The organism is Croceitalea sp. P059 (genome assembly GCF_031846365.1).
GTDB lineage: Bacteria > Bacteroidota > Bacteroidia > Flavobacteriales > Flavobacteriaceae > Croceitalea > Croceitalea vernalis.
This window is the reverse complement of sequence record NZ_JAVRHW010000001.1, coordinates 1377741-1401026: the sequence shown is the minus strand read 5'-3', so window position 1 is coordinate 1401026 and position 23286 is coordinate 1377741. Positions and strand designations below refer to the sequence as shown.

The 23286-nt window shown below is 34.5% G+C and carries 21 protein-coding genes; 14 read left to right on the top strand and 7 right to left on the bottom strand.

All coding sequences use genetic code 11. The features are described from left to right. Position 1: 1 nt before the first annotated feature. Positions 2-1354, bottom strand: a complete 1353-nt coding sequence (locus tag RM542_RS06295) for a Na(+)-translocating NADH-quinone reductase subunit A (protein ID WP_311384866.1) — start codon at positions 1352-1354, stop codon at positions 2-4. 151 nt (positions 1355-1505) lie between these two features. Here RM542_RS06295 and RM542_RS06290 point away from each other — a divergent pair, with 151 nt between their 5' ends. From RM542_RS06290 to RM542_RS06260, 7 genes are all read left to right on the top strand, one after another. Continuing rightward, the gene (locus RM542_RS06290) at positions 1506-2750 is read left to right on the top strand and encodes a DUF5103 domain-containing protein (RefSeq protein WP_311384865.1); all 1245 of its coding nucleotides are present in this window, start codon (positions 1506-1508) and stop codon (positions 2748-2750) included. 15 nt (positions 2751-2765) lie between these two features. After that, positions 2766-3977 carry a DUF3667 domain-containing protein gene (locus RM542_RS06285; protein WP_311384864.1) on the top strand — a complete coding sequence of 404 codons (1212 nt, stop codon included), beginning with the start codon at positions 2766-2768 and terminating at the stop codon, positions 3975-3977. A 3-nt stretch (positions 3978-3980) separates the two neighbouring features. Further along, positions 3981-4367 carry a Co2+/Mg2+ efflux protein ApaG gene (apaG, locus tag RM542_RS06280; protein WP_311384863.1) on the top strand — a complete coding sequence of 129 codons (387 nt, stop codon included), beginning with the start codon at positions 3981-3983 and terminating at the stop codon, positions 4365-4367. Between the two features lie 73 nt (positions 4368-4440). Then, positions 4441-6069 carry an L-glutamate gamma-semialdehyde dehydrogenase gene (gene pruA / locus RM542_RS06275; protein ID WP_311384862.1) on the top strand — a complete coding sequence of 543 codons (1629 nt, stop codon included), beginning with the start codon at positions 4441-4443 and terminating at the stop codon, positions 6067-6069. Between the two features lie 90 nt (positions 6070-6159). Next, positions 6160-6924, top strand: coding sequence for a creatininase family protein (locus tag RM542_RS06270; RefSeq protein WP_311384861.1), 765 nt, complete (start codon positions 6160-6162; stop codon positions 6922-6924). 304 nt (positions 6925-7228) lie between these two features. Beyond that, entirely contained in the window at positions 7229-7741 is a 513-nt protein-coding gene (locus RM542_RS06265) for a DinB family protein (protein ID WP_311384860.1), read from the top strand. Between the two features lie 106 nt (positions 7742-7847). After that, complete coding sequence (locus RM542_RS06260; RefSeq protein WP_311384859.1) at positions 7848-8264, top strand: hypothetical protein; 417 nt, start codon at positions 7848-7850, stop codon at positions 8262-8264. Here the strand turns inward: RM542_RS06260 and rsmG are convergent. Further along, positions 8237-8872: a 16S rRNA (guanine(527)-N(7))-methyltransferase RsmG gene (gene rsmG, locus RM542_RS06255; RefSeq protein ID WP_311384858.1), complete on the bottom strand. Its 636-nt coding sequence runs from the start codon at positions 8870-8872 to the stop codon at positions 8237-8239. The genes RM542_RS06260 and rsmG overlap by 28 nt on opposite strands. A gap of 112 nt (positions 8873-8984) precedes the next feature. Between rsmG and RM542_RS06250 the strand changes: the two genes are divergently transcribed. Together RM542_RS06250 and RM542_RS06245 are read left to right on the top strand one after the other, a co-directional pair. Beyond that, positions 8985-10085: an acyl-CoA desaturase gene (locus RM542_RS06250; RefSeq protein ID WP_311384857.1), complete on the top strand. Its 1101-nt coding sequence runs from the start codon at positions 8985-8987 to the stop codon at positions 10083-10085. A 14-nt stretch (positions 10086-10099) separates the two neighbouring features. Then, positions 10100-11287, top strand: coding sequence for a pyridoxal phosphate-dependent aminotransferase (locus RM542_RS06245; RefSeq protein WP_311384856.1), 1188 nt, complete (start codon positions 10100-10102; stop codon positions 11285-11287). Between the two features lie 25 nt (positions 11288-11312). Here the strand turns inward: RM542_RS06245 and RM542_RS06240 are convergent, their stop codons facing one another. From RM542_RS06240 to trkA, 4 genes are all read right to left on the bottom strand, one after another. Next, positions 11313-12374, bottom strand: a complete 1062-nt coding sequence (locus RM542_RS06240) for a proline racemase family protein (RefSeq protein ID WP_311384855.1) — start codon at positions 12372-12374, stop codon at positions 11313-11315. Beyond that, positions 12374-13330: an ornithine cyclodeaminase family protein gene (locus RM542_RS06235; protein WP_311384854.1), complete on the bottom strand. Its 957-nt coding sequence runs from the start codon at positions 13328-13330 to the stop codon at positions 12374-12376. The genes RM542_RS06240 and RM542_RS06235 overlap by 1 nt, the downstream gene beginning before the upstream one ends. A gap of 75 nt (positions 13331-13405) precedes the next feature. Beyond that, a complete protein-coding gene (locus tag RM542_RS06230; protein WP_311384853.1) occupies positions 13406-14863 on the bottom strand; it encodes a potassium transporter TrkG in 1458 nt (485 codons plus the stop codon). 32 nt (positions 14864-14895) lie between these two features. Beyond that, the gene (trkA, locus tag RM542_RS06225) at positions 14896-16245 is read right to left on the bottom strand and encodes a Trk system potassium transporter TrkA (RefSeq protein ID WP_311384852.1); all 1350 of its coding nucleotides are present in this window, start codon (positions 16243-16245) and stop codon (positions 14896-14898) included. Positions 16246-16422: 177 nt separating this feature from the next. On the opposite strand from trkA, the gene ubiE reads away from it, so the two are divergent. After that, a complete protein-coding gene (gene ubiE, locus RM542_RS06220; RefSeq protein WP_311384851.1) occupies positions 16423-17151 on the top strand; it encodes a bifunctional demethylmenaquinone methyltransferase/2-methoxy-6-polyprenyl-1,4-benzoquinol methylase UbiE in 729 nt (242 codons plus the stop codon). Between the two features lie 4 nt (positions 17152-17155). Continuing rightward, the gene (locus RM542_RS06215; protein ID WP_311384850.1) at positions 17156-17854 is read left to right on the top strand and encodes a porin family protein; all 699 of its coding nucleotides are present in this window, start codon (positions 17156-17158) and stop codon (positions 17852-17854) included. A gap of 27 nt (positions 17855-17881) precedes the next feature. Here RM542_RS06215 and RM542_RS06210 read toward each other — a convergent pair whose 3' ends face one another. After that, the gene (locus tag RM542_RS06210) at positions 17882-18604 is read right to left on the bottom strand and encodes an RNA methyltransferase (RefSeq protein WP_311384849.1); all 723 of its coding nucleotides are present in this window, start codon (positions 18602-18604) and stop codon (positions 17882-17884) included. A 25-nt stretch (positions 18605-18629) separates the two neighbouring features. On the opposite strand from RM542_RS06210, the gene RM542_RS06205 reads away from it, so the two are divergent. Genes RM542_RS06205 through accD form a run of 3 tightly spaced genes read left to right on the top strand, consistent with a single transcriptional unit; the run spans position 18630 to position 23282 of the window. Next, a complete protein-coding gene (locus RM542_RS06205) occupies positions 18630-21266 on the top strand; it encodes a BamA/TamA family outer membrane protein (protein ID WP_311384848.1) in 2637 nt (878 codons plus the stop codon). 54 nt (positions 21267-21320) lie between these two features. Then, complete coding sequence (gene fbaA / locus RM542_RS06200) at positions 21321-22388, top strand: class II fructose-bisphosphate aldolase (RefSeq protein ID WP_311384847.1); 1068 nt, start codon at positions 21321-21323, stop codon at positions 22386-22388. 18 nt (positions 22389-22406) lie between these two features. Then, on the top strand, positions 22407-23282 hold the full coding sequence (accD, locus tag RM542_RS06195) for an acetyl-CoA carboxylase, carboxyltransferase subunit beta (protein ID WP_311384846.1): 876 nt from the start codon (positions 22407-22409) through the stop codon (positions 23280-23282). The last annotated feature ends 4 nt before the right edge of the window (positions 23283-23286 follow it).

Genomic DNA, 23286 nt, shown 5'->3' with positions numbered 1-23286 from the left:
TTTATCCTATTTCTTGGTACATTAAATCAAGTCCTTCCCTAATAATTTGTTGATGAGGTTGTTTTGAAATACATATGAACTCCGTAAGTGCAAAATCTTCTGGAGCTACTTCATACATTCCAAGCTGCTCCATTTCATCTAAATCCTTAACCATACAAGCTTTCAAAAGTTGTAACGGATATATATCTAATGGAAAAACCTCTTCATATTTACCCGTGACCACAAAAGCTCTATGCTCACCATTTGTATTTGTATCTAAATCATACTTCTTCTTTTTACTTAACCAAGAAAAAGTTAACGCTCTTGTTGAAGATATTTTATTAAAAACAGGTTTGTTCCACCCAAAAAATTCGTAATCGTCTCCCTCCGGTATCGCTGTTACTGTAGTGTTATAAAAACCTAGATAACCATCAGGACTCACTTTTGAACCTGTTAAAACATCTCCATTAATTAATCTAAAATTTTCACCATTAACACCACTAGCATATAAAAATGTTGCAACCTCAGCTCCTATCTTAGTGGTAAAATATTTAGGTGTTTTAACCGAAGAACCTGCAAGAGCTATTGTGCGCTCCGCATTAAACTTACCAGTTAACAAATATTCACCTATGATTACCAAGTCTTGAGGAGAAACGGTCCAAACAACTTCACCCTTGTTAATTGGATCTATTTTATTTATTTGAGTTCCTACCAATCCTGCCGGATGTGGTCCAGAAACCTTGTGCAGTGAAACTCCTTCAAGGTTAGAAAATGGCGATGCAGATTTGTTGGCTATTGAAACATGCACCTTACCTGGTGTCATGATATTTAGAGCAGAAATTGCAGCTTGCAATTCAGCTTCTTTACCTTCTAATACATAATCAACCTCAGCTGCTAAAGGCGCTGTAGTGGCGCCGGAAATAAATATAGCTTTTGGTGTCGCATCTGGATTTGCGATTACATCATAAGGTCGTTGCTTAATAAAAGCCCAACAGCCTGATTCTAATAAACTAGCTTTAATTGTTTCTGAGTCTGCAGCCTTTAAATCAACTGCTTTGGAAGAATGAAAAACTTGTTCTTTATCGGCTAAAATTTTAATTGTCAAAATGCGTCGTCTTGCACCCCTTAAAACCTCAACCACTTCACCACTTACCGGTGAAACGAATTTCATTGCCTCAATATTTTTGTTGTAAAAAAGGGGTTCACCAGCTTTTACCTCACTACCCTCTTTCAATAATAACTTTGGTGTAATACCATGGAAGTCATTTAGATTTAAAGCATAAACATTACTTAAAACGGCTTTGGAGGTAGTCTGTTCAGCAGCCCCGACAAGGTTGATATTTAAACCTTTCTTAATTCGGATGTCTTTGGACATATTATTGTAGACCTTTGGTTAACAAAATTGCTTGCAAATTTACTACTAAAACAACAAAAAATGCAATTATTATCTAGAAATTTGGGAATACAACGAGCTTAATTTGTTGGGCATGCTTTTTGTTTACCTTTACTCAAAATATATGCTTTAAATGCGATTTTTACTTAAACAACTTTTGTTTTTTCTAATTTCTTTTTGTGCTTTCGCACAAGTACAAGAAGAAATTAATCCTCCTACTAATATTAAGTCAATCATTTTTAAAGGGCCCACCGAAGATCAATTTCCGGTAGTCAAGCTCGGTGAGAACATTAATTTGGAGTTTGATGATCTTACCGCAAGTGAACAGGACTATTATTATAAAATAATACATTGTGACTATGATTGGTCTCCATCTCAACTATTGAAATCTCAATATTTAAATGGAATAGATAATCAGCGAATTGTTAATTATGAAAATAGTTACAACACCCTTCAACCTTATTCCAACTACCAGTTAACGATACCTAATAACGAAGTACAGCTTAAGGTTACTGGTAATTTTGTTCTTGAAGTTTATAATACGTACCGTGAACTCCAGTTTTCTAGACGTTTTGTCGTTTACAAAGATGTAGTTAAAGTTGGAGGAGTTGTGAAGCGTTCTCGTGATTTTGAATTTCTAAACACTAAACAGGTAGTACAATTCAATATTAATACTGCAGGTTTTCCAGTGGTTAATCCCAAACAAGAGGTAAAAGTTGCTATCATTCAAAACCACTATTGGCCTACAGCACTTTATAACATAAAACCTCAATTTACCTTAGGTACCGAGTTGGTTTATAAATATGACCAAGAAACCAGTTTTTATGGTAGTAATGAGTTTTTAAACTTTGACACCAAAGACCTGCGTTCACCCACTTTTGCAATTGCGAATATTGAATTTAAAGAATTGTACCATCATTATCTTTTTGCCAATCAATTTAGAAAAGATAGGCCTTACACTTTTTTCCCTGATATTAACGGTGATTTTGTGGTTCGTACGCTTCAAGGGGAAGATGTCTCGAGAGAAGCAGAATATAGTAAGGTGCACTTCTCGCTTCCTTATGAGCCTGAATTAGGTCTTGATAATGTTTATGTGTATGGTAAATTCAACAACTATGAACTTAGCGAAGAAAACCTAATGTCCTATAATGAGGAAACAGGAAACCTCGAATTAGAATATCCAATCAAACAAGGCTTTTATAATTATAAATATGTTGTAGAAAAAGAAGATGGAACTCTTGCTCCAAATCAGATAAGCGGAGATTTCCACTTTACTGAGAACAACTACCTCATTTTAGTGTATTACCGAGATTTTGGAGATTTCTACGATAGTTTAATAGGAATTGGGTCAGCGAATTCTCAAACCATTAGCAATTAATTATATTTGAAGGCCATGGAAGATGTGCCTAAAAACAAAGAAACACGATTAATATCTAAAGGACGTTACGAACTAAAATTTAGAGGGACCGCATGTCTGAACTGTGGTCACATTTTAGATATTAGTGACAAATACTGCCCAAACTGCTCTCAGGCAAACAGCACTAAAAAATTAGTGTTGAAAGATTTTTTTGATGAATTCTTTTCTAGCCTCATTAATTACGACTCCAAGTTATTAGCTACACTCTACGCGATGTTGGCCAAACCAGGGTCAATTACTAGAGATTACATAAATGGAAAAAGAATTGCCTACACTAATCCTTTTCGGTTTTTATTGAGTTTGGCATTCCTCTATTTTTTAATGGTAAGTTTTGGTGGAGCATTTTCTAGTCTCGATAATCTAAATCTTGACAAAGAACTCAAAAAGAATGGACCGGCATCATTTTCTTTTAGTAATGATGAAAATGAGCAAGAAAATGACAGCACTGCTTCAATTAATCAATTAGAAAATGTTTTCAAAGGTTTAGACTCACTTAAAACTAGTGACCCCGCTGTTGCAAAAAACCTTAAGGGTTTAGATTCTCTAGAATACAATATAAAAAAGTGGGAAGCCAAAGAAAGAAAATCAGACTCCTTATTGGCAGCGAATCCCAAGAATTACTTTGAAAAACTTGAATCTGATAATGCTGATTTTTACGATAGAGCAGAATTCTTTTTCCTTATGCTTAAGAATGATTCCATAAGTGATTATAATGAGGCAAAAGAGAAATATAGTGTTCAGGGTAGCTGGAAAAACAGAATGGCTTTCAATATTGGCAATAGTACTTTACGGGTTTCTAGGCAGCCAGGAAGCTGGTTAAATGACACTATTGCAAAACTACCATTTGTCATATTTTTCTTTTTACCCATCTTCACAATATTCGTTTATGTGGCGTACATCCGAAAAAAATTCACCTATACCGATCATTTGATCTTCAGTTTTCACAACCAATCATTATTATTTATCTTGCTCATCCTTAGTTGGATAATTGACACCATTTTTGATTGGTCGACAGCTGGTTTATTCTTATTGATTTTTGGAATATATCTTTTTCAAGCCATGAGAAAATTTTACAACCAAGGTTTTATTAAAACTAGTATTAAATACTTGTTTTTGAACTCAATATTTACGTTTTTAGCAATAATAACCGTATTATTATTGGGCATCGGAAGCGCTTTTACCTACTAAACTATGATTACTCAAGTCACTAAAGGAATTAAAGTATCGGTTCAAACTTCTTTTGAAGGAACTTTTTTTAAGAATTACAAAATGCACTATGCATTTGGTTATACCATTACCATTGAAAATCAAGGTAAAGACCCTGTTCAATTGACTGCTAGACATTGGGATGTTTTTGATTCTTTAAAAGAAATGGAAACTGTTGATGGTGAAGGAGTAATTGGTAAAAAACCGGTAATACAACCAGGAAAGTCGCACACCTACAGTTCGGGTTGCCTTTTAGCTTCGCCTATTGGGGCAATGCGTGGCTTTTATCAAATGGTTGATTTAGCGACAACCGAAGAGTTTGAAGTTGAAGTACCAACCTTTAAGTTCGCCGCTCCATTTGCAATGAACTAAAACGCTTTTGTTTTTCTTTCGAAATCGCTTTCATTACCTTTGCAGGAATTTATAACAATAAAAAAATTCCACTATGGGTAAAGGTTTTTTTCAAGTTCCAACTGCAATTAATGAACCTATAAAAAGTTACGCGCCGGGCTCGTTTGAAAGAGAGGCCGTCTTACAACAATACAAATCATATTTCAATAGTCAAGTCGAAGTTCCACTATATATCGGTGGCGAAGAAATTGAGACTGGCGAAACTAAACCCATGTCTCCTCCGCACGACCATAAACACATTGTGGGTCATTATCATACTGCAGAAAAAAGTCATGTTGAAAAAGCAATATCAAACTGTTTAGAGTCAAGAAAGGCTTGGGCCGATTTAACTTGGGAACAAAGGGCTGCCATCTTTTTGAAGGCTGCCGAATTAATAGCCGGACCTTATAGAGCAAAAATTAACGCATCAACAATGATGGCACAATCAAAGACTATTCATCAGGCGGAGATAGATGCGGCTTGTGAGTTTATTGATTTCTTGCGATTTAATGTTGAGTACATGTCCCAAATTTATGAAGAACAACCTGACTCAGCAGAAGGAATTTGGAACCGGATAGAATATCGCCCGTTAGAAGGTTTTGTTTATGCTATCACCCCATTTAATTTTACTGCTATTGCGGGAAATTTACCTGCAAGCGCTGCCATGATGGGTAATGTCGTTGTCTGGAAACCAAGTGACAGCCAAGTATACTCCGCTAAAGTTATAATGGACGTATTCAAAGAAGCTGGTTTACCTGATGGTGTAATCAATATGGTCATGGGTGACCCGGTTATGATTTCGGAAACCGTTTTAGCGAGCCCTCATTTCTCAGGACTGCACTTTACAGGCTCGACACATGTTTTTAAAGAATTATGGAAACAAATCGGAACTAACATTAATAGCTATAAAACTTATCCACGAATAGTTGGTGAAACAGGTGGAAAAGATTTCATTATTGCACATCCGACGGCAAAACCAGCTCAAGTAGCTACAGCAATTGTTAGGGGTGCTTTCGAATTTCAAGGTCAGAAGTGTAGCGCAGCATCTCGTGTTTATCTACCTAAATCTACTGCTGATAAAATCCTAAGCTTGGTCAAAAAAGATATCGAAAGCTTTAACAAACCAGGTTCGCCTGAAGATATGAGTAATTTCATAACTGCAGTAATTCATGAAGGGTCTTTTGATAAATTGGCAAAATTTATTGATCAAGCAAAAGCAGATTCAGATGCTGAAGTATTTGCAGGTGGTAATTATGACAAATCAAAAGGATACTTTATTGAGCCAACCGTAATTATAGCTAATGACCCAAAATACACCACTATGTGTACTGAACTTTTTGGACCTGTAGTAACCATTTTTATTTATGAAGATCAAGATTGGTCCAAAACTTTAAAATTAGTTGATGGCACTTCGGAATATGCATTAACAGGTGCTGTGCTTTCAAAAGACAGATACGCAATTGACGAAGCTACTAAGGCCTTACAGAATTGTGCAGGTAATTTTTATATCAATGATAAACCAACTGGTGCTGTTGTAGGTCAACAACCTTTTGGTGGGGCTCGAGCCTCAGGGACAAATGATAAAGCCGGTTCGGCTCAAAATTTGTTGCGTTGGGTTTCACCTAGACTAATCAAAGAAACCTTTGTAACACCAGAAGATTATCGTTATCCATTTTTAGGATAATTCAAGTCTAAATAAAAAATGTAGCCGTTATTCCTGAAAAATCTTGGAATAACGGCTATTTTTATTAGCAAAGATTGTAAAACTCCTATTATGCCTAGACCATATGTATTAGCAGAAACCAATTGGAAACATTTAAAAGATGAGCAAATTGATTTAGCCATTTTACCTTGGGCGGCTACAGAAGCACATAACTATCACTTACCTTACGCCACTGATATTATAGAAGGTACTGCTATTGGTGAAGAATCCGCCAGGCTAGCTTGGGAACAAGGTGCAAAAGTTACTGTTTTACCCACTATACCTTTTGGCGTTAATACAGGACAATCAGATATCTACCTAGATATAAATTTGAATCCCAGCACTCAATTCGCAATACTAAAAGATGTAATTGAAGTTTTAAATAGACAGGGTATTTACAAATTTATGATTCTAAATAGCCATGGCGGTAATAATTGGAAATCAATAGTAAGGGAACTAGGCCTACTTTATCCAAAAATGTTTATCTGTGTTACTCATTGGCCTGTAATGCTGGACAGAAAAGAATATTTTGATGTTGTTGGAGACCATGCCGATGAAATGGAAACGAGCTTGATTCTTCATCTTACCCCAGAATTGGTTTTATCACAGAATGAATGGGGAGATGGTAAAGAATTAAAAAACAAAATAAAAGCCTTTTCCGAAGGATGGGCATGGACGGAACTCCCTTGGTCAAAAATTAGTAAGGATACTGGAGTTGGAAATCCTCATGGAGCAACAAAAGAAAAAGGAAAAAAGTTTTTTGAAGCTGTCTGTGCAAAAATGGGACAACTTTTTGTTGACATTGCACAAGCAGATGTTCAACATTTATATAAATAAATCGACTGCTCATAAAAACAATCCATAGTGTCTAAAATGATTGTTTTTTAAAAGAAGAAAAAATATACTTTTTTGCCTCTTACGGTTGTGTTTAAGCCAAAGAAGACAATTATGACATCAAAATTCTTAAATACTACAGGGCAAATAAATCTATTGAAAAATTTATAATTAAAAAACTTATTATTTAAACATATAAGCTCTTAAACCTATTAAAAGTTTTATCTTTTCTAAAAGGATTTTTCTTACTTTTAGTAAGCTATTTTGATAGCTGTCAAAATAGCTTAACAATCTTAACATATTAAAAATGAAAAAATTAACAATCTTAGCTATGTTACTAATTACGGTAATAACATACGCGCAAGACAATTTAGCTCAAGCCACAATCAAAGGAGTCTTAACTGGTAATCAAGGACAAGTTGTGCAATTAGCAGAAGCCTTTTCTGAAGACCAATATGATTGGAGGCCTTCTGAAGGAGTCAGCTCTGTTGGAGAAGCATTATTACATGTCGCCGGTGCAAACTATTTTTTAGCAATGAAAATGGGATTTCCACCACCAGACGATGTAGATATGATGGCGATTGGTAAAATCACCGGTAAGGATAATATCATCGCTGCCTTAAAAAAATCCAATGAATTTGTTTTAAGCAAAATAATGATGGTAGAAAATGATGATTTAAGTACCGAAGTTGATTTTGGTTTTGCTAAAATGAACAAAATGGGAGGTCTTCTGGCTATGATGGAGCACAATGGCGAGCACAAGGGGCAATTAATTGCTTATGCACGTTCTAATGGTGTTGTTCCGCCATGGAGTAAATAATATTTTGAATAATCTCAAGTAAAAGGTGCCGATGGCACCTTTTTTAGTTTTACCGATTACCAAAGCAACCTTTAATCCTCAATTACATCATTTTTGAAAATAACTAATGAAAAAGACGATTCTGCTTTTTGGCTTCCTATATTTAATTTCCTGTTCTAACGATGACAATCTTCCGGTAATTTCCGCTTGTGATGTTACCAATCCAATAGAAGATTTACAATGGCTCAAAGGGTTAGCAGAAGAATTGGAGAAAACTGAAAGTGAATTGACTCAATATTTTTATATAGAACAAGCAGAATACCAAAACGAATCTATTTTTATTTCTAATAACTGCTGTCGTATTTGCAGTTCAATAGCCCCAATTTACGATTGTGAAGGTAATAACATTGGTTTTCTAGGAGATGATAATTTTAATTCTTCCAGTATTTCAAACAGAATTGTGATTTATAGATTTTCAGAATTCGGCTGTGAAATAACTAATTCTATTTTACCTATCTATATTTTAAATTTTTGTGGCAAATAAACCACTTTTTTAGTGTCAAAAAAATCTTCTTCAAAATGCTCTGGTAAATCAAAAATCTGGGCATTTCTATATTCTTTTAACTCTTCTGTTAAATCCCCGCCTTTTAGATATAGAATACCATTTTTACGTTCATGTGATGAATCTTTCTTTATTTTCCCTTTTGTCCAGTGAACAAATGTTGGCATGGCCGCAACAGCGCGACTCACTATAAAATCAAACTGTCCAGGCAAATCTTCAACCCTTGTGTGATAAGCTTTAATATTTTCTAGTGCTAAACCATCAATTACCTCTTGTACAACTTTTATTTTTTTACCAATAGCATCGACCAAGGTAAATTGTGTTTTTGGAAATAAAATCGCCAATGGTATTCCTGGAAAACCACCTCCTGTACCAACATCAAGAATTTCTGCCCCTTCATTAAACTGTTGAATTTTGGCAATACCCAGAGAATGCAATACATGTCGTAGATACAACTCATCAATATCTTTTCTAGAAACGACATTAATTTTCTGATTCCAATCCTGGTATAACGCTTCTAGCGCCATAAATTGTTGCTTTTGAACATCAGTGAGCGTCGTAAAATAATTAAAGATAATTTCTGCATTCATTGACTTTCTGTTATTTTGGTTAAAAATAATACTTTTTGATTCCGTCAAGACGTTTTAAGGAAACACTAACTTTTTAGGAATTCAAATTAAGTACCTTTGTAAAAAATAATTTATGCACATGGAAACCATTCGTTTTTCAAGAAAAGACTCTGCACAATTCTTCAAGACTTTGAATAAGAGAGTTAACGAATACTTCAATGAAAATAAAATCAGAAAGACAGGTAATTGGAGATTACATCTAAAGACCATTGTCATGTTTGCATTATTTCTTACACCATATTTCTTAATACTAACTTTAGATTTACCTTTTTGGGGTTATGTATTACTTTCTATGGTTATGGGTGTTGGAATGGCCGGTGTAGGTATGAATGTGATGCACGATGGTAATCACGGTTCATATTCCAATAAAAAATGGGTCAACAAGTTTATGGGTGGCAGTATTTACATTCTTGCTGGTAATGTTTATAATTGGCAAGTGCAACATAATGTATTACACCATACTTATACTAATATTCATGAGCATGATGAAGACATGGAAGCTGGAAGAATTCTTCGTTTTTCAAAACATGCAGAATGGAAAAAACATCATAAATTTCAACATTTCTATTCTATATTTTTATATGGTTTATTAACCTTTAATTGGGCAATAACTACAGATTTTCAACAAATGTACCGTTATATGAAACGAAAACTTTCATATGGCAAGTTGCCTAGTCCGGCTATAAACTGGAGTACTTTGGTAATAACCAAAGTACTTTATTTAACTATCTGGATAGTATTACCTCTGTTATTTGTAGATATTCCTTGGTGGCAAATCTTATTAGGCTTTTTCATCATGCACTATGTTGCTGGAGTCATCTTGAGTGTTGTTTTTCAATTAGCGCATATCGTCGATGATGCACAGACTCCATTACCAGATGAAACTGGAACAATGAAAAATACTTGGGCAATACATCAACTTTTCACCACTGTTAATTTCGGTACTAAAAACAGAATAGTAAACTGGTTTACGGGAGGATTAAATCACCAAGTAGAACATCATATCTTTCCCAATATTAGTCATGTTCATTACACAAAAATTTCAAAAATTGTGAAACAGACTGCAAAGGAGTTTAATTTGCCGTATAATGAATATAAAACCACTAGAAAAGCTATAATTTCGCACTTCAAACATTTAAGAGAGTTAGGCAGACAGCCTGCATTACAGTACTAGAAATTACACTTGAAATGAGCAACCAACTTTCGGATAGGATTAACAGTGTTACTCCGTCCGCAACCCTTGAGATGGCCGCAAAGGCTCGAGAACTAAGAGCTGAAGGCAAAGATATTATTGGATTAAGTCTAGGAGAACCAGATTTTAAAGTACCAGACTATATTCAAGAAGCAGCCATTCAAGCAGTAAAAGACGGCTACAACTCTTATACACCAGTAGATGGTTATGTGGAATTAAAGGACGCTATTATTACAAAGCTAAAAAGAGATAATAGCCTTAGTTATGACCGTTCTCAAATAGTCGTATCTACTGGAGCAAAACAAGCTTTATATAATGTCGCACAAGTTTCATTAAACAAAGGCGATGAAGTCATTTTACCATGTCCGTATTGGGTGAGTTATAGCGATATTGTAAAACTTGCAGATGGTGTTCCAGTTGAAGTGCCAACTTCGATTGAGAATGATTTTAAAATGACCCCCGAGCAATTAGAAGCAGCCATCACAACAAAAACAAAAATGCTTTGGTATAGTTCTCCTTGCAACCCAAGTGGATCTATTTACAGCAAAGATGAACTAAGAGCATTAGCTGATGTTCTAAAAAAACATCCAAAGATTATTGTTGTTAGTGATGAAATCTATGAACATATTAACTACGGTGTAACTTCACACGCTTCCATGGCTCAATTTGAAGACATGTATGATCGCACTGTTACCGTGAATGGAGTTGCAAAGGCATTTGCAATGACTGGATGGCGTATTGGTTACATAGGTGCTCCTTCATATATTGCTAGAGCCTGTAACAAATTACAAGGTCAGGTGACCAGTGGTGCTAATTGTATAGCGCAACGAGCTGTCATAACCGCTTTATTGGAGTTGCCTGAGCGCATTCAATATATGGTTGATGAGTTCAAGGAACGTAGAAAATTAATTTTAGAATTATTGAATGCAATTGACGGTTTTCAGTGTAATGAACCTGAAGGTGCTTTCTACGTATTTCCAGACATTTCTGCTTACTTTGGAAAGACTTTAAATGGAACCCTTATTAATAATGCTTCTGATTTTGCGATGTACTTATTAGAAAAAGCAAATGTAGCTACTGTTACTGGTGATGCCTTTGGAAACCCTAAGAGCATTAGAATTTCATACGCTGCTTCTGAAGATAATATTCGAGAAGCTATCTCTCGAATCAAATCAGTACTATAATTCATTTAATAGTTTAATTCCAATATCACCTTAATATAAATCCATTTTTCATTGGGTCCTTTGGGTCAATTACAAACGTTTGTATTCCCGTTATATAAGCAGTTCCTTCTACTTGAGGTATTACCGCCTTAAAAGGACCGTAGTCCTTTTCAGCGACTATACTTCCTTTAAATATTGAATTTGTGATACTTTCAATACACATAGTATCTCCAAAATCTAATTCTTTTCTAGCTTTATGAATTGCCATTCTTCCAGATACACCAGATCCTGTTGGGCAACGGTCCACTTCCCCTTCAGCAAAAACACAAACATTCTTACTATCAACTTTATCAGTCGTTGATTGGTCAATAAAAATAGTTCCATACAAAAAACTTAGTTCAGCCTCGAAAGGATGTTCTATTTCGTTATCCTTTTGCATGATGGCCTGTTTTATTGCCATTCCGGCATGGATTATTTTTTGGTATGATTCCTTTGTAAGGTCTAAATCTAATTGATTCTTTTGTAAATCTACATAAGCATAAAAAGCCCCACCATATGCCAAATCATAAGTGATTTTTCCATAATCTTCTAATAAAACCTCCTTATTTAGTCCTATTACAAAACTAGGAACACAATGAAAATGAACATGTAAAACCAACCCGTCCTTTATTGTAACAAAAGATGTAATTCTGCCGCAAGGAGCATCAATTTTTAATATGTTCTCTCCTTCAACTGCATCAATCCAATTTAATTGAATAGCAAGAGTAGAAATGGCAATAATAGCATGCCCGCACATGGTACTATAACCTTCATTATGAAGAAATAATATCCCAAAATCTCCATCTGAATCATTTGGAGGAACTATAATACAACCATACATATCTGCATGCCCTCTAGGCTCAAACATCAGTGCAGTGCGGAGGTCATCAAAATTATCTTTGCAATATCTTCTGTATTCTAAAACGGTGTTACCTTCTAATTTTGGAAAACCCTTCAAAATTACTCTCAAAGGTTCACCGCCAGTATGCATATCTATAGTATTAATCTGCAGCCATTCTTTAGGCACAGAAAAAGAACTACCTGCTACTATTCTGTCGTAAGTTTCCATCAATCGTTCATTTTGTTAAAGTAATACCGTGCTGCCACCAAATCTTCTAGTGCATGACCAACAGATTTAAAAACAGTTATTTCATCGTCATCTATCCTGCCTTTCTTTTGCTTTGAACACAATTGGAACAATTCAGCTTTAATTTCATCTTTAGAAATAATGCCTTCTTTTAGTGGAATTAAAATATCTCCGCTCTCATTCAAACCACCTGAATAACTATCGATAAAAATCGAAGCTTTTTTAATAGTTTCATTGTCAGCTTCGCGCATATTTGGGCGGTATGCTCCCACTAAATCTACATGCTGCCCTTTACGCAAATATTTCCCTAATACAAGAGGTGTTTTTGATAATGTTGCACAAGAAACTATATCAACCTTTGAAATTACTGATGCAATTTTAGACACCGCCTTTACCTCTATTTTTTCGCCATTCAATTTTTCTGCAATCAATTTAGCTTTTGTCGAAGTTCTTCCCCAAACAAAGACCTTTTTAATTGGTCTAACGGCAGCATGTGCCTGGATTAAATTTACTGAAAGAGCTCCTGTTCCAATCATCAATAAGGTTGAAGCACTTTTTTTTGACAAGAATGATGATGCCAATGCTGAAGTCGCTGCTGTTCTTTTAACTGTTAAGCTTTTAGCTTCAATAATTGCTTTCAACAACCCTGTAGTAGCATCTAAATAAAGATAGCTACCTTGTATTGAAGGAAGTTCAAACATTTCATTTTTTGGACTTACAGTTACTATCTTAATTCCAGCATCTTCACTTGGTTTCCATGCCGGCATTATTAATAAAGTAGATTCTTCCTTCACTTCAGGATTGGGAAAATGATGATGATGTCGTTTAGGAACTATGGTTGTGTTATTTGAGAAAGCGCTATCAAGTTCTTTCACTAATTCAATAAATGAAGTAGTGCTTTCTATAAAATTGGAATCTATTTGAACTGGTTGTTGCACCCACTGAAAATACAACAGTGCATTACAAAATGCAATGTTCAGGGATTATTATTGCATAAAAATCAAAGTTGGTTCTTATATTTTTTTCCAAAAATATGGAGTCATAATTATTAAGACTGTAAAAAGTTCTAGTCGCCCCAAAAGCATTAAAAAACCGCACCACCATTTACCAAAATCAGGTAGCTCACTGAAGTTCACCACTGGATTCAAGTCTCCTAAAGCTGGCCCAACGTTTCCTAGTGAAGAAGCAGCACCACCAATTGCTGATTCAAAATCTAATCCTAGAAAACCTAATACCAAAGCTCCAATTATAAATAATAACATGTAGAGCACAAAAAATGCAATGATATTATACACAATATGCTCGGTGACTGTTTTATTGTTATAACGTACCGGAATAATTGCGTTCGTATGCAAAGTTCTTTTGAATTCTAAAATTCCATTCTTTATAATTAATAGGTGACGCATTACCTTAATACCACCAGATGTAGAACCGGCTGACCCACCTAAAAACATTAGTCCAAAGAAAAATACAGTTAAAAACGGTGTCCAATTTGTAAAATCAGCAGTAACAAAACCGGTCGTTGTAACTATAGCAATTACTTGAAACAGAGCATGACGAAATGAACTCTCAACTTCACCGAAAACTTTTGGATGATAATCTGAAATAGGAACATCTGCTTGTAACCAAACAATTAAACTCGCAACAATAGTAAACCCAATAATAAAAAAAGAGTATACTTTAAATTCCTCATCTTTGAATATCCGCTGAACTTTTCCAGTGAAAGCAAAATAACTCAAAACAAAATTGGTTCCCGCTAAAAACATAAAAACAATAATAATATATTGTATTATAGGTTGATTATTCCAATAAGCTACACTAGCATTCTTAGTTGAAAAACCACCGGTTGACAATGTTGCTAAGGCATGATTAATGGCATCAAAAAATGACATCCCGGCCAATTTTAATAAGATGGTTTCAGCTAAAGTATATCCAACATATATTAACCAAAGTCTTTTGGCGGTATCGGTAATTCTTGGATGAAGTTTATCTCCTCCAGGCCCAGGCGCTTCTGCTGCAAAAAGTTGCATTCCACCTATTCCTAAAAGCGGTAAAATAGCAATAGCAAGAACAATTATACCCATACCTCCTATCCAATGAGTGAGACTACGCCAAAATAGAATTCCTTCGGGCAATGATTCTATATCATTTAGAATAGAGGCGCCGGTAGTGGTATAACCAGAGATTGTTTCAAAAAATGCATTCGTAATATTAGGGATAGTACCAGAAAAAATATACGGCAAAACCCCTGAAATTGACATAATCAACCAGCCAAAGGTTACAATTATATACCCTTCTTTTCGCTTTACTTCTTTACGATGACCTCTTGTATAGAACATAGCCATCACTCCCACCAACATGGTCACAATAGCCGCCATTGAAATATCAAGAGTAGCTCCGTCTTTGTAAATTCCGCTTACGAATGCCGCCAAGAGCATAAACCCTCCATTACAAAGTAATAGAAGTCCCATAATATGAAAAATGATTCGAAAATTAAGCCACATTATAAAAAGAGCTTTTCAATTTTTGGTATAGCCTTTGGTAGGCTACACACAACTACCTTATCACCTTCAGCTATCTTAAAATCACCTAAAGCAATAATTCCTTTTCCATTTCTTATTACGCCACCAATTATAGCTTCTCTTGGAAAATCAAGTTCTTTAATAAGCTCGTTATTTACTGCCGAAGTTCCTTTCACTTCAAACTCAAGAATTTCCGCATTAAGGTTATTCAAACGAGTCAAAGCTAAAACCTCACCTCTGCGTATATATCTAAAAATATTATTCGCAGCTAAAAGCTTTTTATTGATAAGTGTATCTATACCAATAGATTGTGATAGTTGAAAATAATCCATGTTTTCAACCAAGGCTATAGTTTTCTTAATCTTCTTAGACTTGGCAACAAGGCAAGACATGATATTGGTTTCGGAATTACCCGTTACAGCGATAAAGGCGTCCATGGATTCGAGACTTTCTTCCTCCAGTAGTTCAACATTGCGACCATCTCCATTAATTACAAGGGCGTTGGGCAAATCATCAGCTATGTCAAAAGCCTTTTCTTTATTTTTTTCAATGAGCTTAACATTAAACTTGCTAGCACATAGCTCTCTAGCAGTTTTAAAACCAACTTTACTGCCACCGAGAATCATAACATTCTTGATATCTTTCTTTTGAACGCCCGCTAATTTATATAACTCATCAACTCCGCCAGCCGAAGTAATAAAATATACTTGATCACCTTCTTTAAAAACGGTATCCCCTCTTGGGATAAGAGTGAACTGGGTGCCCTTGCGCTGTAATGCTATGGGCATAAAGTGCAACTCTGGAAATATATTAGCTGCTTCTTTTACCATTTTGCCTACAAAAGGGGCTGATTTAGGCAGAAACATACCTACCATAGTCAATAGTCCTTCCTCAAATTCATAAGTATCATTAAAAGCAGAGCGATTTAGTAATAATTGAATTTCTGAAGCAGCAAGTTCTTCCGGAGAAATTAATTCATCAATACCAAGCTCTTCAAATTTTATTAACTCTTTATTATCTACAAATTCAGTATTTGAAATACGAGCAATAGTTTTTTTGCTTCCTAATTGCTTTGCTAAAAGACAAAGTGTAAGATTGGTTGTTTCTGAAGCAGTGACCCCAATCACTAGGTCAGAAGCACCAACTTTAGCATCTTGCAAAACTTCAATTGAAGTGGCATCACCTTTTAAAACTCTTATATCTAAATGGTTATCTGCATAAGAGAGACTTTCCTTATCAGTATCAATTAAGGTGATTTCTTGTGCTTCATAAGACAATAACTTCGCCAAATGAAAACCTACTTCACCAGCACCTGCAATGATTATCTTCATTACTTAAAGAGTAGTTTAAAACTAAAACTGTTAATGGAAAGAGTTTTTGGGGTTTCCTTTATTGGAACATATCCCATAGTAAATATTCTAATTTGATCACAAAATTACATAATATTTTATTCATCATGCCGAATTGCCCTATTTTGGGTTATTGTATCTTTGCTAAAAAATTGCCAAATGTCGAAAACTGTTAGACCTTATAAAGATTCTGACTTAGGAAAGAAAGCACAGGTTACCAAAATGTTTGATACTATTTCGGGTAATTATGATGGCTTAAATCGGGTTATTTCCTTAGGCATTGATATTAAATGGCGTAATCGAGTTGTCAAACTTATTAGCGCCGCAAACCCAACTTCTATTTTAGATATTGCAACGGGTACAGGAGATTTGGCGATAGCAATGGTTAAGACGGGTGCTAAAAAAATAGTTGGTCTAGATATTTCAACGGGAATGTTAGAAGTTGGAAAAGTTAAAATAGCGGATAAAAATCTTTCTAAAACTATTGAAATGGTAGTTGGCGATAGTGAAAATCTACCCTTTGAAGACAACACATTTGATGCCATCACGGTGGCTTTTGGAGTTCGTAATTTTGAAAACTTAGACAAAGGCTTGGCAGAGATTTATCGGGTTTTACAACCATCAGGTACTTTTGCCGTTCTTGAAACTTCAGTACCTGCCAAAACACCTTTTAAACAAGGATATAAAATATACACAAAGTATATGCTTCCTCTCATTGGAAAAATTTTCTCAAAGGACCAATCTGCATATACTTACCTCTCAGAATCGGCCGCAGTATTTCCTTATGGTCAGGAGTTCAACAATATTTTAAGTAAAATCGGGTTTATAGCTATAGAACACAAACCCCAAACATTTGGGGTTGCAACAATTTATGTAGCTACAAAGTAATTAAATGAAAAACGCCCTATTTCTGCTTGTCATAGTAATATTGACTAGTAATCATCTTATCGCACAAATTGGTAGAGACCCCATTCTCAACATTCAGAACGAGGATAAAAAGCTAATTAACTTTGGGTATTATCTAGGTTTTAATCAATATGATTTTCAATTTGAATATGAAAATGATATTGGCCAAGATATTCTAGTAGAAAAGAGTTTTGGCTTTAATGTTGGTGTTTTAAGTGAAGTCAGAATAAATGAATTTCTTGATGTTAGGTTTGAGCCAGGTCTCTTATATACTTCAAGAAATCTGGGCTTTCCAGGATTTACATCTGAAGCTGATGCTATAAGAGAAGTACGATCAACTTATATCCGTTTTCCTTTATTACTTAAAGTAAGTACGAAAAGATTTAACAATATTAAACCCTTTATTATTGGAGGGTTTTACACTTCTTTGAATCTAGGTGCAAAAGAAGATAGTCTTGATGATAATAGTAGCGGAGAATTTAGAATGAAAAAAAGTGTTTATGGTTATGAACTAGGATTTGGTATTGATTTTTACACAGAATATTTCAAGTTTACACCTTCTATCCGAGGGGTTTTTGCACTAAATGATGAATTAATTAGAGATGATGACCCTAATAGTCCATGGACCGGTAATATCGCAGGTATGCGAACCAGGGGTATTTTTGTTAATCTGACTTTTGAATAATAAAAAATTGAAGTACATATTTTAAATTTAGCTTCTTCTTATTTCATTCAATAGAATTGCTGTAGCAGTGGCAACATTTAAACTTTCGGTGGTTACATTTCCAAATTGTGGAATACTGATTTTATTTTTTATTAGATTTTCTAAATCATCAGAAATTCCATTAGCTTCATTACCCATCATTAAAATTCCTTTCTTGGGAATATTTTCTGTATAAACTGATTCACCATCCATAAATGCGCCGTAAACTGGCATGTGGGCCGAAGTCACTAAGGTATTTAAATCCGTATACTGTACATTCACCCTAGTAATAGAACCCATTGTTGCTTGTAAAACTTTAGGGTTAAAACAATCAACAGTTGCTTTTGAACAAACTAAATTTGAAATTCCAAACCAATCACATAAACGTATCACAGCACCTAAATTTCCGGGATCTCTAACATCGTCTAATGCGACAATCCAATCCTCATAGTCTACCGGTTTATTTTTTGGTATTTTAAAAACGGCAAGTACTCCACTTGGGTTTTGAAATGCACTTATTTTTTTTAATTCATTATTGGTAATTGATAAAAATTCATAATTCTCAAAATGTTTTTTCAATTCATCGGTTACAATTATATATTCCGGTTCAAAGTCTGAGCTCAAAAGTTCTTTGACTGTTTTAAGTCCTTCAACAAAAAAAAGACCATGTTGATTTCGGTACTTTTTTTGATGTAAGCTTTTAATCAGTTTTAATTGGTTTTTGCTAACCATATGAAATCACGTAATTTTGACTTTTATGAAGTTACTTTTAGTGCTTAAAAAATTTAGGGCAAAAATAGGTTTATTATTAGCAATGATTGTCCTAGCTTCATGCAATGCCATAAAAAAAGTAAACGAAGACGAATTACTTTTAACAAAAAACACCGTCTATGCTGATGGTCAAAAAACTAACAGTGAGGCAATAAAAGGTCTTATAGCACAAAAACCTAATAGTACTTTACTAGGTTACCCTCTTAGACTTAACTTATATAATCTTGCCAAAGACAATCCTGATTCTTTGTACCAAGACTGGCTAACAAGAAAGGAAGGACGCCAAAAAAGATTAAATAGTTTTTTATCTGAAAAACAAGTTAAAAGACTTGGAGAATCATTTGTTGTTAGAGGTTACAGCAATTTATTTAAAAGAATTGGTGAACCACCCGCAGTAATTGATAGTCTAAGAACAAACAAAACGATAGAACGTTTAAAAGGATATTATGGAAGTAAGGGTTATTTCAACAACTCTGCTAGCTACAACATAGTTCCATTGAAGAAGAAAAAAAGGGCTGAAATAAATTACAATGTTACATTAGGCGAGCCCTACATGATAGATTCTATAACTAAAACAATTGCCTCAAAAGATTTAGATTCTATTTATCAAAATAAACTAAATGAAGTCTTAATTAAGCAAGATTCACAATTTGATTTAGAAACTTTTACAAAAGAAAGGCAACGATTAACTAATCTTTTTAGAAACTCAGGTATTTATAATTTTCAAGAAAGTTCCATAAGTTATGATATTTCTCGTGACACCTCAATTACCGGAAATGACCAAAAAATGGATATTCAATTGAATATCAAAAATCTTTTAAATTCTAATGATAGTTTACCAAGCAAGGATTACGAAGTCAATCGTTTTGAAAAAATAAAAATATTTTCTGATTATCAATTCGCAGATGATGTTAATGCTTTGGATTCCGTGTCATATAAGGATTATACTATCTATTTTAAAGATAAATTAAAGTATAAACCTAAAGCACTAACAGATGCTATATTTTTTGAAAAAGATAGCATTTATAGAGATTTAGATTATGTAAATACAAATCGTCAAATAACCAACCTTAATACCTTCAAATATCCATCTATTAGATTCGATGAAAATAATGAAAATGCATTATTAGTGGCCAATGTATTTCTGGCACCAAGACCAAAGTATTCCTTAGATACATCACTTGAATTATCTCGATCTAATATTCAACAAATAGGTAGCGCATTCTCTGTTTCAGTTATCACTAGGAACGTTTTTGGTGGTGCTGAGACTTTAAGTGTTTCAGCTAGAGGTTCCGTTGGTTTATTAGACGAACCAACAAATGATGAGGATTTTACATCTGAAATAGGAGGAGATATCAATCTCACTTTTCCAAGAATTTGGTTTCCATTTAACACTGAGAAAATTATTCCTTATTACATGCTCCCACAAACAAGGCTTTCTGCTGGAACAAACTTTCAAAAAAATCTTGGTCTAGATCGTCAAACCGTAAATACTGTTTTGTCGTACAACTGGTCACCTACCAATTTCACAAAAAACACTTTAGAACTAATAAATATTGAGTTTGTAAGAAATACAGATCCAGAAGACTATTTTCGTGTTTATAATAATACTTACGATAACTTAGATGGGATTGCGGATAGATATGATGGTTATTTAGACCCAAATGATCCTTTTGATAATGGCAGTCAGTTCCCTAGTTTGGACAACGCTTTTATAACAAGTGAGGGGTCAGAAAACCCCAGTCTTATAATCCCCAATAGAAAAAGAGATAGTCTTAATGGTACACGTGATTTTATAACCGGTATTTTAAATGGCACCCTTCCCGCTAATAATGACACTATAAGACTTGTTACGAGTATAGAAGAACGTAGAGTTCGATTGACTCAGAATAACCTCATTTTTGCTTCTAATTTTACTTTTCAAAAAAACAATCGTGAGGATATTAATGATAATAATTTTTATCAGTACCGCGTAAGAGTGGAAAGTGCTGGAAATCTTTTATCAGCCTTTTCCAATATTATACCCTTTGAAACTAAAGATGGACAAAGACTTGTATACGGAGTTCCATACTCTCAATACCTCAAAACAGATTTTGATTATATAAGACATTGGCGTGCAGGCAATCAACAGGTTTTAGCCTTTCACGGTTTTGTTGGGTTAGCTTTGCCTTACGGTAATGCAGATAATATTCCATTCGTTCGAAGTTACTTCGGTGGTGGTGCCAATGATAATAGAGCTTGGAATGTATATTCATTGGGACCTGGTCGTACTCAGAGTCTCAATGACTTTAATGAAGCTAATTTTAAATTAGCATTCAACCTAGAATATAGATTTCCTATTGTTGGAGATGTAAAAGGAGCTCTTTTCGCTGATGCAGGCAATATCTGGAATGTCTTTGACAATGTAGAAGATGAAGAAGCAACTTTTAATGGGTTTAATTCTTTAGCTGACATTGCTTTAGGCACAGGATTTGGCCTCCGATATGATTTCACTTATTTCGTAATCCGATTAGATATGGGACTTAAAACCCATGATCCGTCACTAAGAGGTTCTAAACGTTGGTTTAGAGATTATAACTTTGGAAAAGCAGTATATAACATAGGTATTAATTATCCTTTTTAAGCTAATATTTTTATTACTTTTGTTTCTTGTTTAAACCTTTAACCGACGAACAATATGTCTCATAATATTAAGCCTGGCGTTGCCACAGGTGATGAAGTACAAGCTATTTTTCAATATGCTAAAGAAAAAGGATTTGCCTTACCGGCAGTTAATGTAATTGGCTCCAATACCATAAACGGAGTTTTAGAAACAGCTGCTTCATTAAACTCACCTGTTATCATCCAATTTTCAAACGGAGGTGCACAGTTCAACGCAGGTAAAGGACTTTCTAATGAAAATCAACAAGCAGCTATTAAAGGTGCTATTGCTGGTGCAAAACATGTTCATGAAATGGCTGAGGCATATGGGGCAACTGTAATTTTACATACCGATCATTGTGCCAAAAAATTACTGCCTTGGATTGATGGTTTACTAGATGCTAGTGAAAAACATTTTAAGGAAACAGGTAAATCTTTATATAGTTCTCATATGATAGATTTATCAGAAGAGCCTATTGAAGAGAACATTGAAATTTGCAAAAATTACCTCGAGCGCATGGCCAAAATGGACATGACCTTAGAAATTGAATTAGGTGTTACTGGTGGTGAAGAAGATGGTGTAGATAATACTGATGTCGATAGCTCAAAACTTTACACACAACCCGAAGAGGTGGCTTATGCTTACGAAGAACTTTCTAAAGTAAGTCCAAGATTTACTGTAGCAGCTGCATTTGGTAATGTTCATGGAGTTTACAAGCCTGGTAATGTAAGCCTAACTCCTAAAATTTTAAAGAATTCTCAAGAGTTCGTTTCTGAAAAATATGGAGTAGCACATAATCATATTGATTTTGTTTTTCATGGTGGTTCTGGATCAACACTAGAAGAAATTCGTGAAGCTATTGGTTATGGAGTTATTAAAATGAATATTGACACTGATTTACAATACGCTTTCATGTCAGGTATTCGTGATTATGTAGAAAATAAATCAGGATATTTACAAGCTCAAATTGGAAACCCTGATGGAGCTGATTCTCCAAATAAAAAATTCTACGACCCAAGAGTATGGTTGCGAGAAGGTGAAAAAACATTTATTGATCGATTGAAAAAAGCTTTTGAAGATTTAAACAACATCAACACGCTTTAATCTAAACACCCTCGTTTTATGACAGCTTGGTTCAAAAGAAAAGAAAAGGGAATTCAAACCGCAACAGAAGAAAAAAAAGACACACCAAAAGGTCTTTGGTATAAGTCGCCCACAGGTAAAATTGTTGAATCTGAAGATCTTGCGAAGAACTTTTATGTAAGTCCTGAGGATGACTACCACGTGCGGATTGGTAGTAAAGAATATTTTGAAATTCTTTTTGACGATAATAAATTTGAGGAATTTGATGAAAAATTAAATTCAAAGGACCCACTCAAGTTTGAGGATACCAAAAAATATTCAGATCGTTTAAAAGCTGCTAAAGCAAAAACAGGTCTCAATGACGCTGTTCGTTCTGCAATAGGAAAGTCCCAAGGAAAACAACTAGTAGTTTGTTGTATGGATTTCAGTTTTATAGGTGGCTCTATGGGTAGCGTAGTTGGTGAAAAAATTGCAAGAGGAATAGACATGGCTATAAAGAAAAAGACTCCTTTTCTAATGATTTCAAAATCGGGTGGAGCTAGAATGATGGAAGCAGCACTTTCGTTGATGCAATTAGCTAAAACCTCAGCCAAATTAGCACAGCTAGCTGAAGCAAAATTGCCATATATCTCATTATGTACGGACCCAACAACAGGTGGTACAACAGCCTCTTATGCTATGCTTGGAGATATTAATATTTCTGAACCCGGTGCATTAATAGGTTTCGCTGGGCCAAGAATCGTTAAAGACACGACTGGTAAAGAATTACCGGAAGGATTTCAAACTTCGGAGTTCTTAAAAGAACATGGTTTCCTAGATTTTATAACACACAGAAGGGAATTAAAGAAAAAGATTAATCTTTATATTGATTTAATTCAAAATTTACCTGTAAGAAAAGAAAAAGAGCTTGTTTAAAACA

Excerpts from the sequence above, each read along its gene's own strand:
- RM542_RS06230 (WP_311384853.1), bottom strand. The coding sequence starts at position 14,863 with ATGGGACTTCTATTACTTTGTAATGGAGGGTTTATGCTCTTGGCGGCA.
- RM542_RS06210 (WP_311384849.1), bottom strand. The coding sequence starts at position 18,604 with ATGGTTAGCAAAAACCAATTAAAACTGATTAAAAGCTTACATCAAAAA.
- RM542_RS06215 (WP_311384850.1), top strand. The coding sequence starts at position 17,156 with ATGAAAAACGCCCTATTTCTGCTTGTCATAGTAATATTGACTAGTAAT.
- RM542_RS06285 (WP_311384864.1), top strand. The coding sequence starts at position 2,766 with ATGGAAGATGTGCCTAAAAACAAAGAAACACGATTAATATCTAAAGGA.
- RM542_RS06260 (WP_311384859.1), top strand. The coding sequence starts at position 7,848 with ATGAAAAAGACGATTCTGCTTTTTGGCTTCCTATATTTAATTTCCTGT.
- ubiE (WP_311384851.1), top strand. The coding sequence starts at position 16,423 with ATGTCGAAAACTGTTAGACCTTATAAAGATTCTGACTTAGGAAAGAAA.
- rsmG (WP_311384858.1), bottom strand. The coding sequence starts at position 8,872 with ATGAATGCAGAAATTATCTTTAATTATTTTACGACGCTCACTGATGTT.
- trkA (WP_311384852.1), bottom strand. The coding sequence starts at position 16,245 with ATGAAGATAATCATTGCAGGTGCTGGTGAAGTAGGTTTTCATTTGGCG.
- RM542_RS06270 (WP_311384861.1), top strand. The coding sequence starts at position 6,160 with ATGCCTAGACCATATGTATTAGCAGAAACCAATTGGAAACATTTAAAA.
- RM542_RS06265 (WP_311384860.1), top strand. The coding sequence starts at position 7,229 with ATGAAAAAATTAACAATCTTAGCTATGTTACTAATTACGGTAATAACA.
- RM542_RS06245 (WP_311384856.1), top strand. The coding sequence starts at position 10,100 with ATGAGCAACCAACTTTCGGATAGGATTAACAGTGTTACTCCGTCCGCA.
- pruA (WP_311384862.1), top strand. The coding sequence starts at position 4,441 with ATGGGTAAAGGTTTTTTTCAAGTTCCAACTGCAATTAATGAACCTATA.
- RM542_RS06250 (WP_311384857.1), top strand. The coding sequence starts at position 8,985 with ATGCACATGGAAACCATTCGTTTTTCAAGAAAAGACTCTGCACAATTC.
- RM542_RS06290 (WP_311384865.1), top strand. The coding sequence starts at position 1,506 with ATGCGATTTTTACTTAAACAACTTTTGTTTTTTCTAATTTCTTTTTGT.
- accD (WP_311384846.1), top strand. The coding sequence starts at position 22,407 with ATGACAGCTTGGTTCAAAAGAAAAGAAAAGGGAATTCAAACCGCAACA.
- RM542_RS06240 (WP_311384855.1), bottom strand. The coding sequence starts at position 12,374 with ATGGAAACTTACGACAGAATAGTAGCAGGTAGTTCTTTTTCTGTGCCT.
- RM542_RS06295 (WP_311384866.1), bottom strand. The coding sequence starts at position 1,354 with ATGTCCAAAGACATCCGAATTAAGAAAGGTTTAAATATCAACCTTGTC.
- fbaA (WP_311384847.1), top strand. The coding sequence starts at position 21,321 with ATGTCTCATAATATTAAGCCTGGCGTTGCCACAGGTGATGAAGTACAA.
- apaG (WP_311384863.1), top strand. The coding sequence starts at position 3,981 with ATGATTACTCAAGTCACTAAAGGAATTAAAGTATCGGTTCAAACTTCT.
- RM542_RS06205 (WP_311384848.1), top strand. The coding sequence starts at position 18,630 with ATGAAGTTACTTTTAGTGCTTAAAAAATTTAGGGCAAAAATAGGTTTA.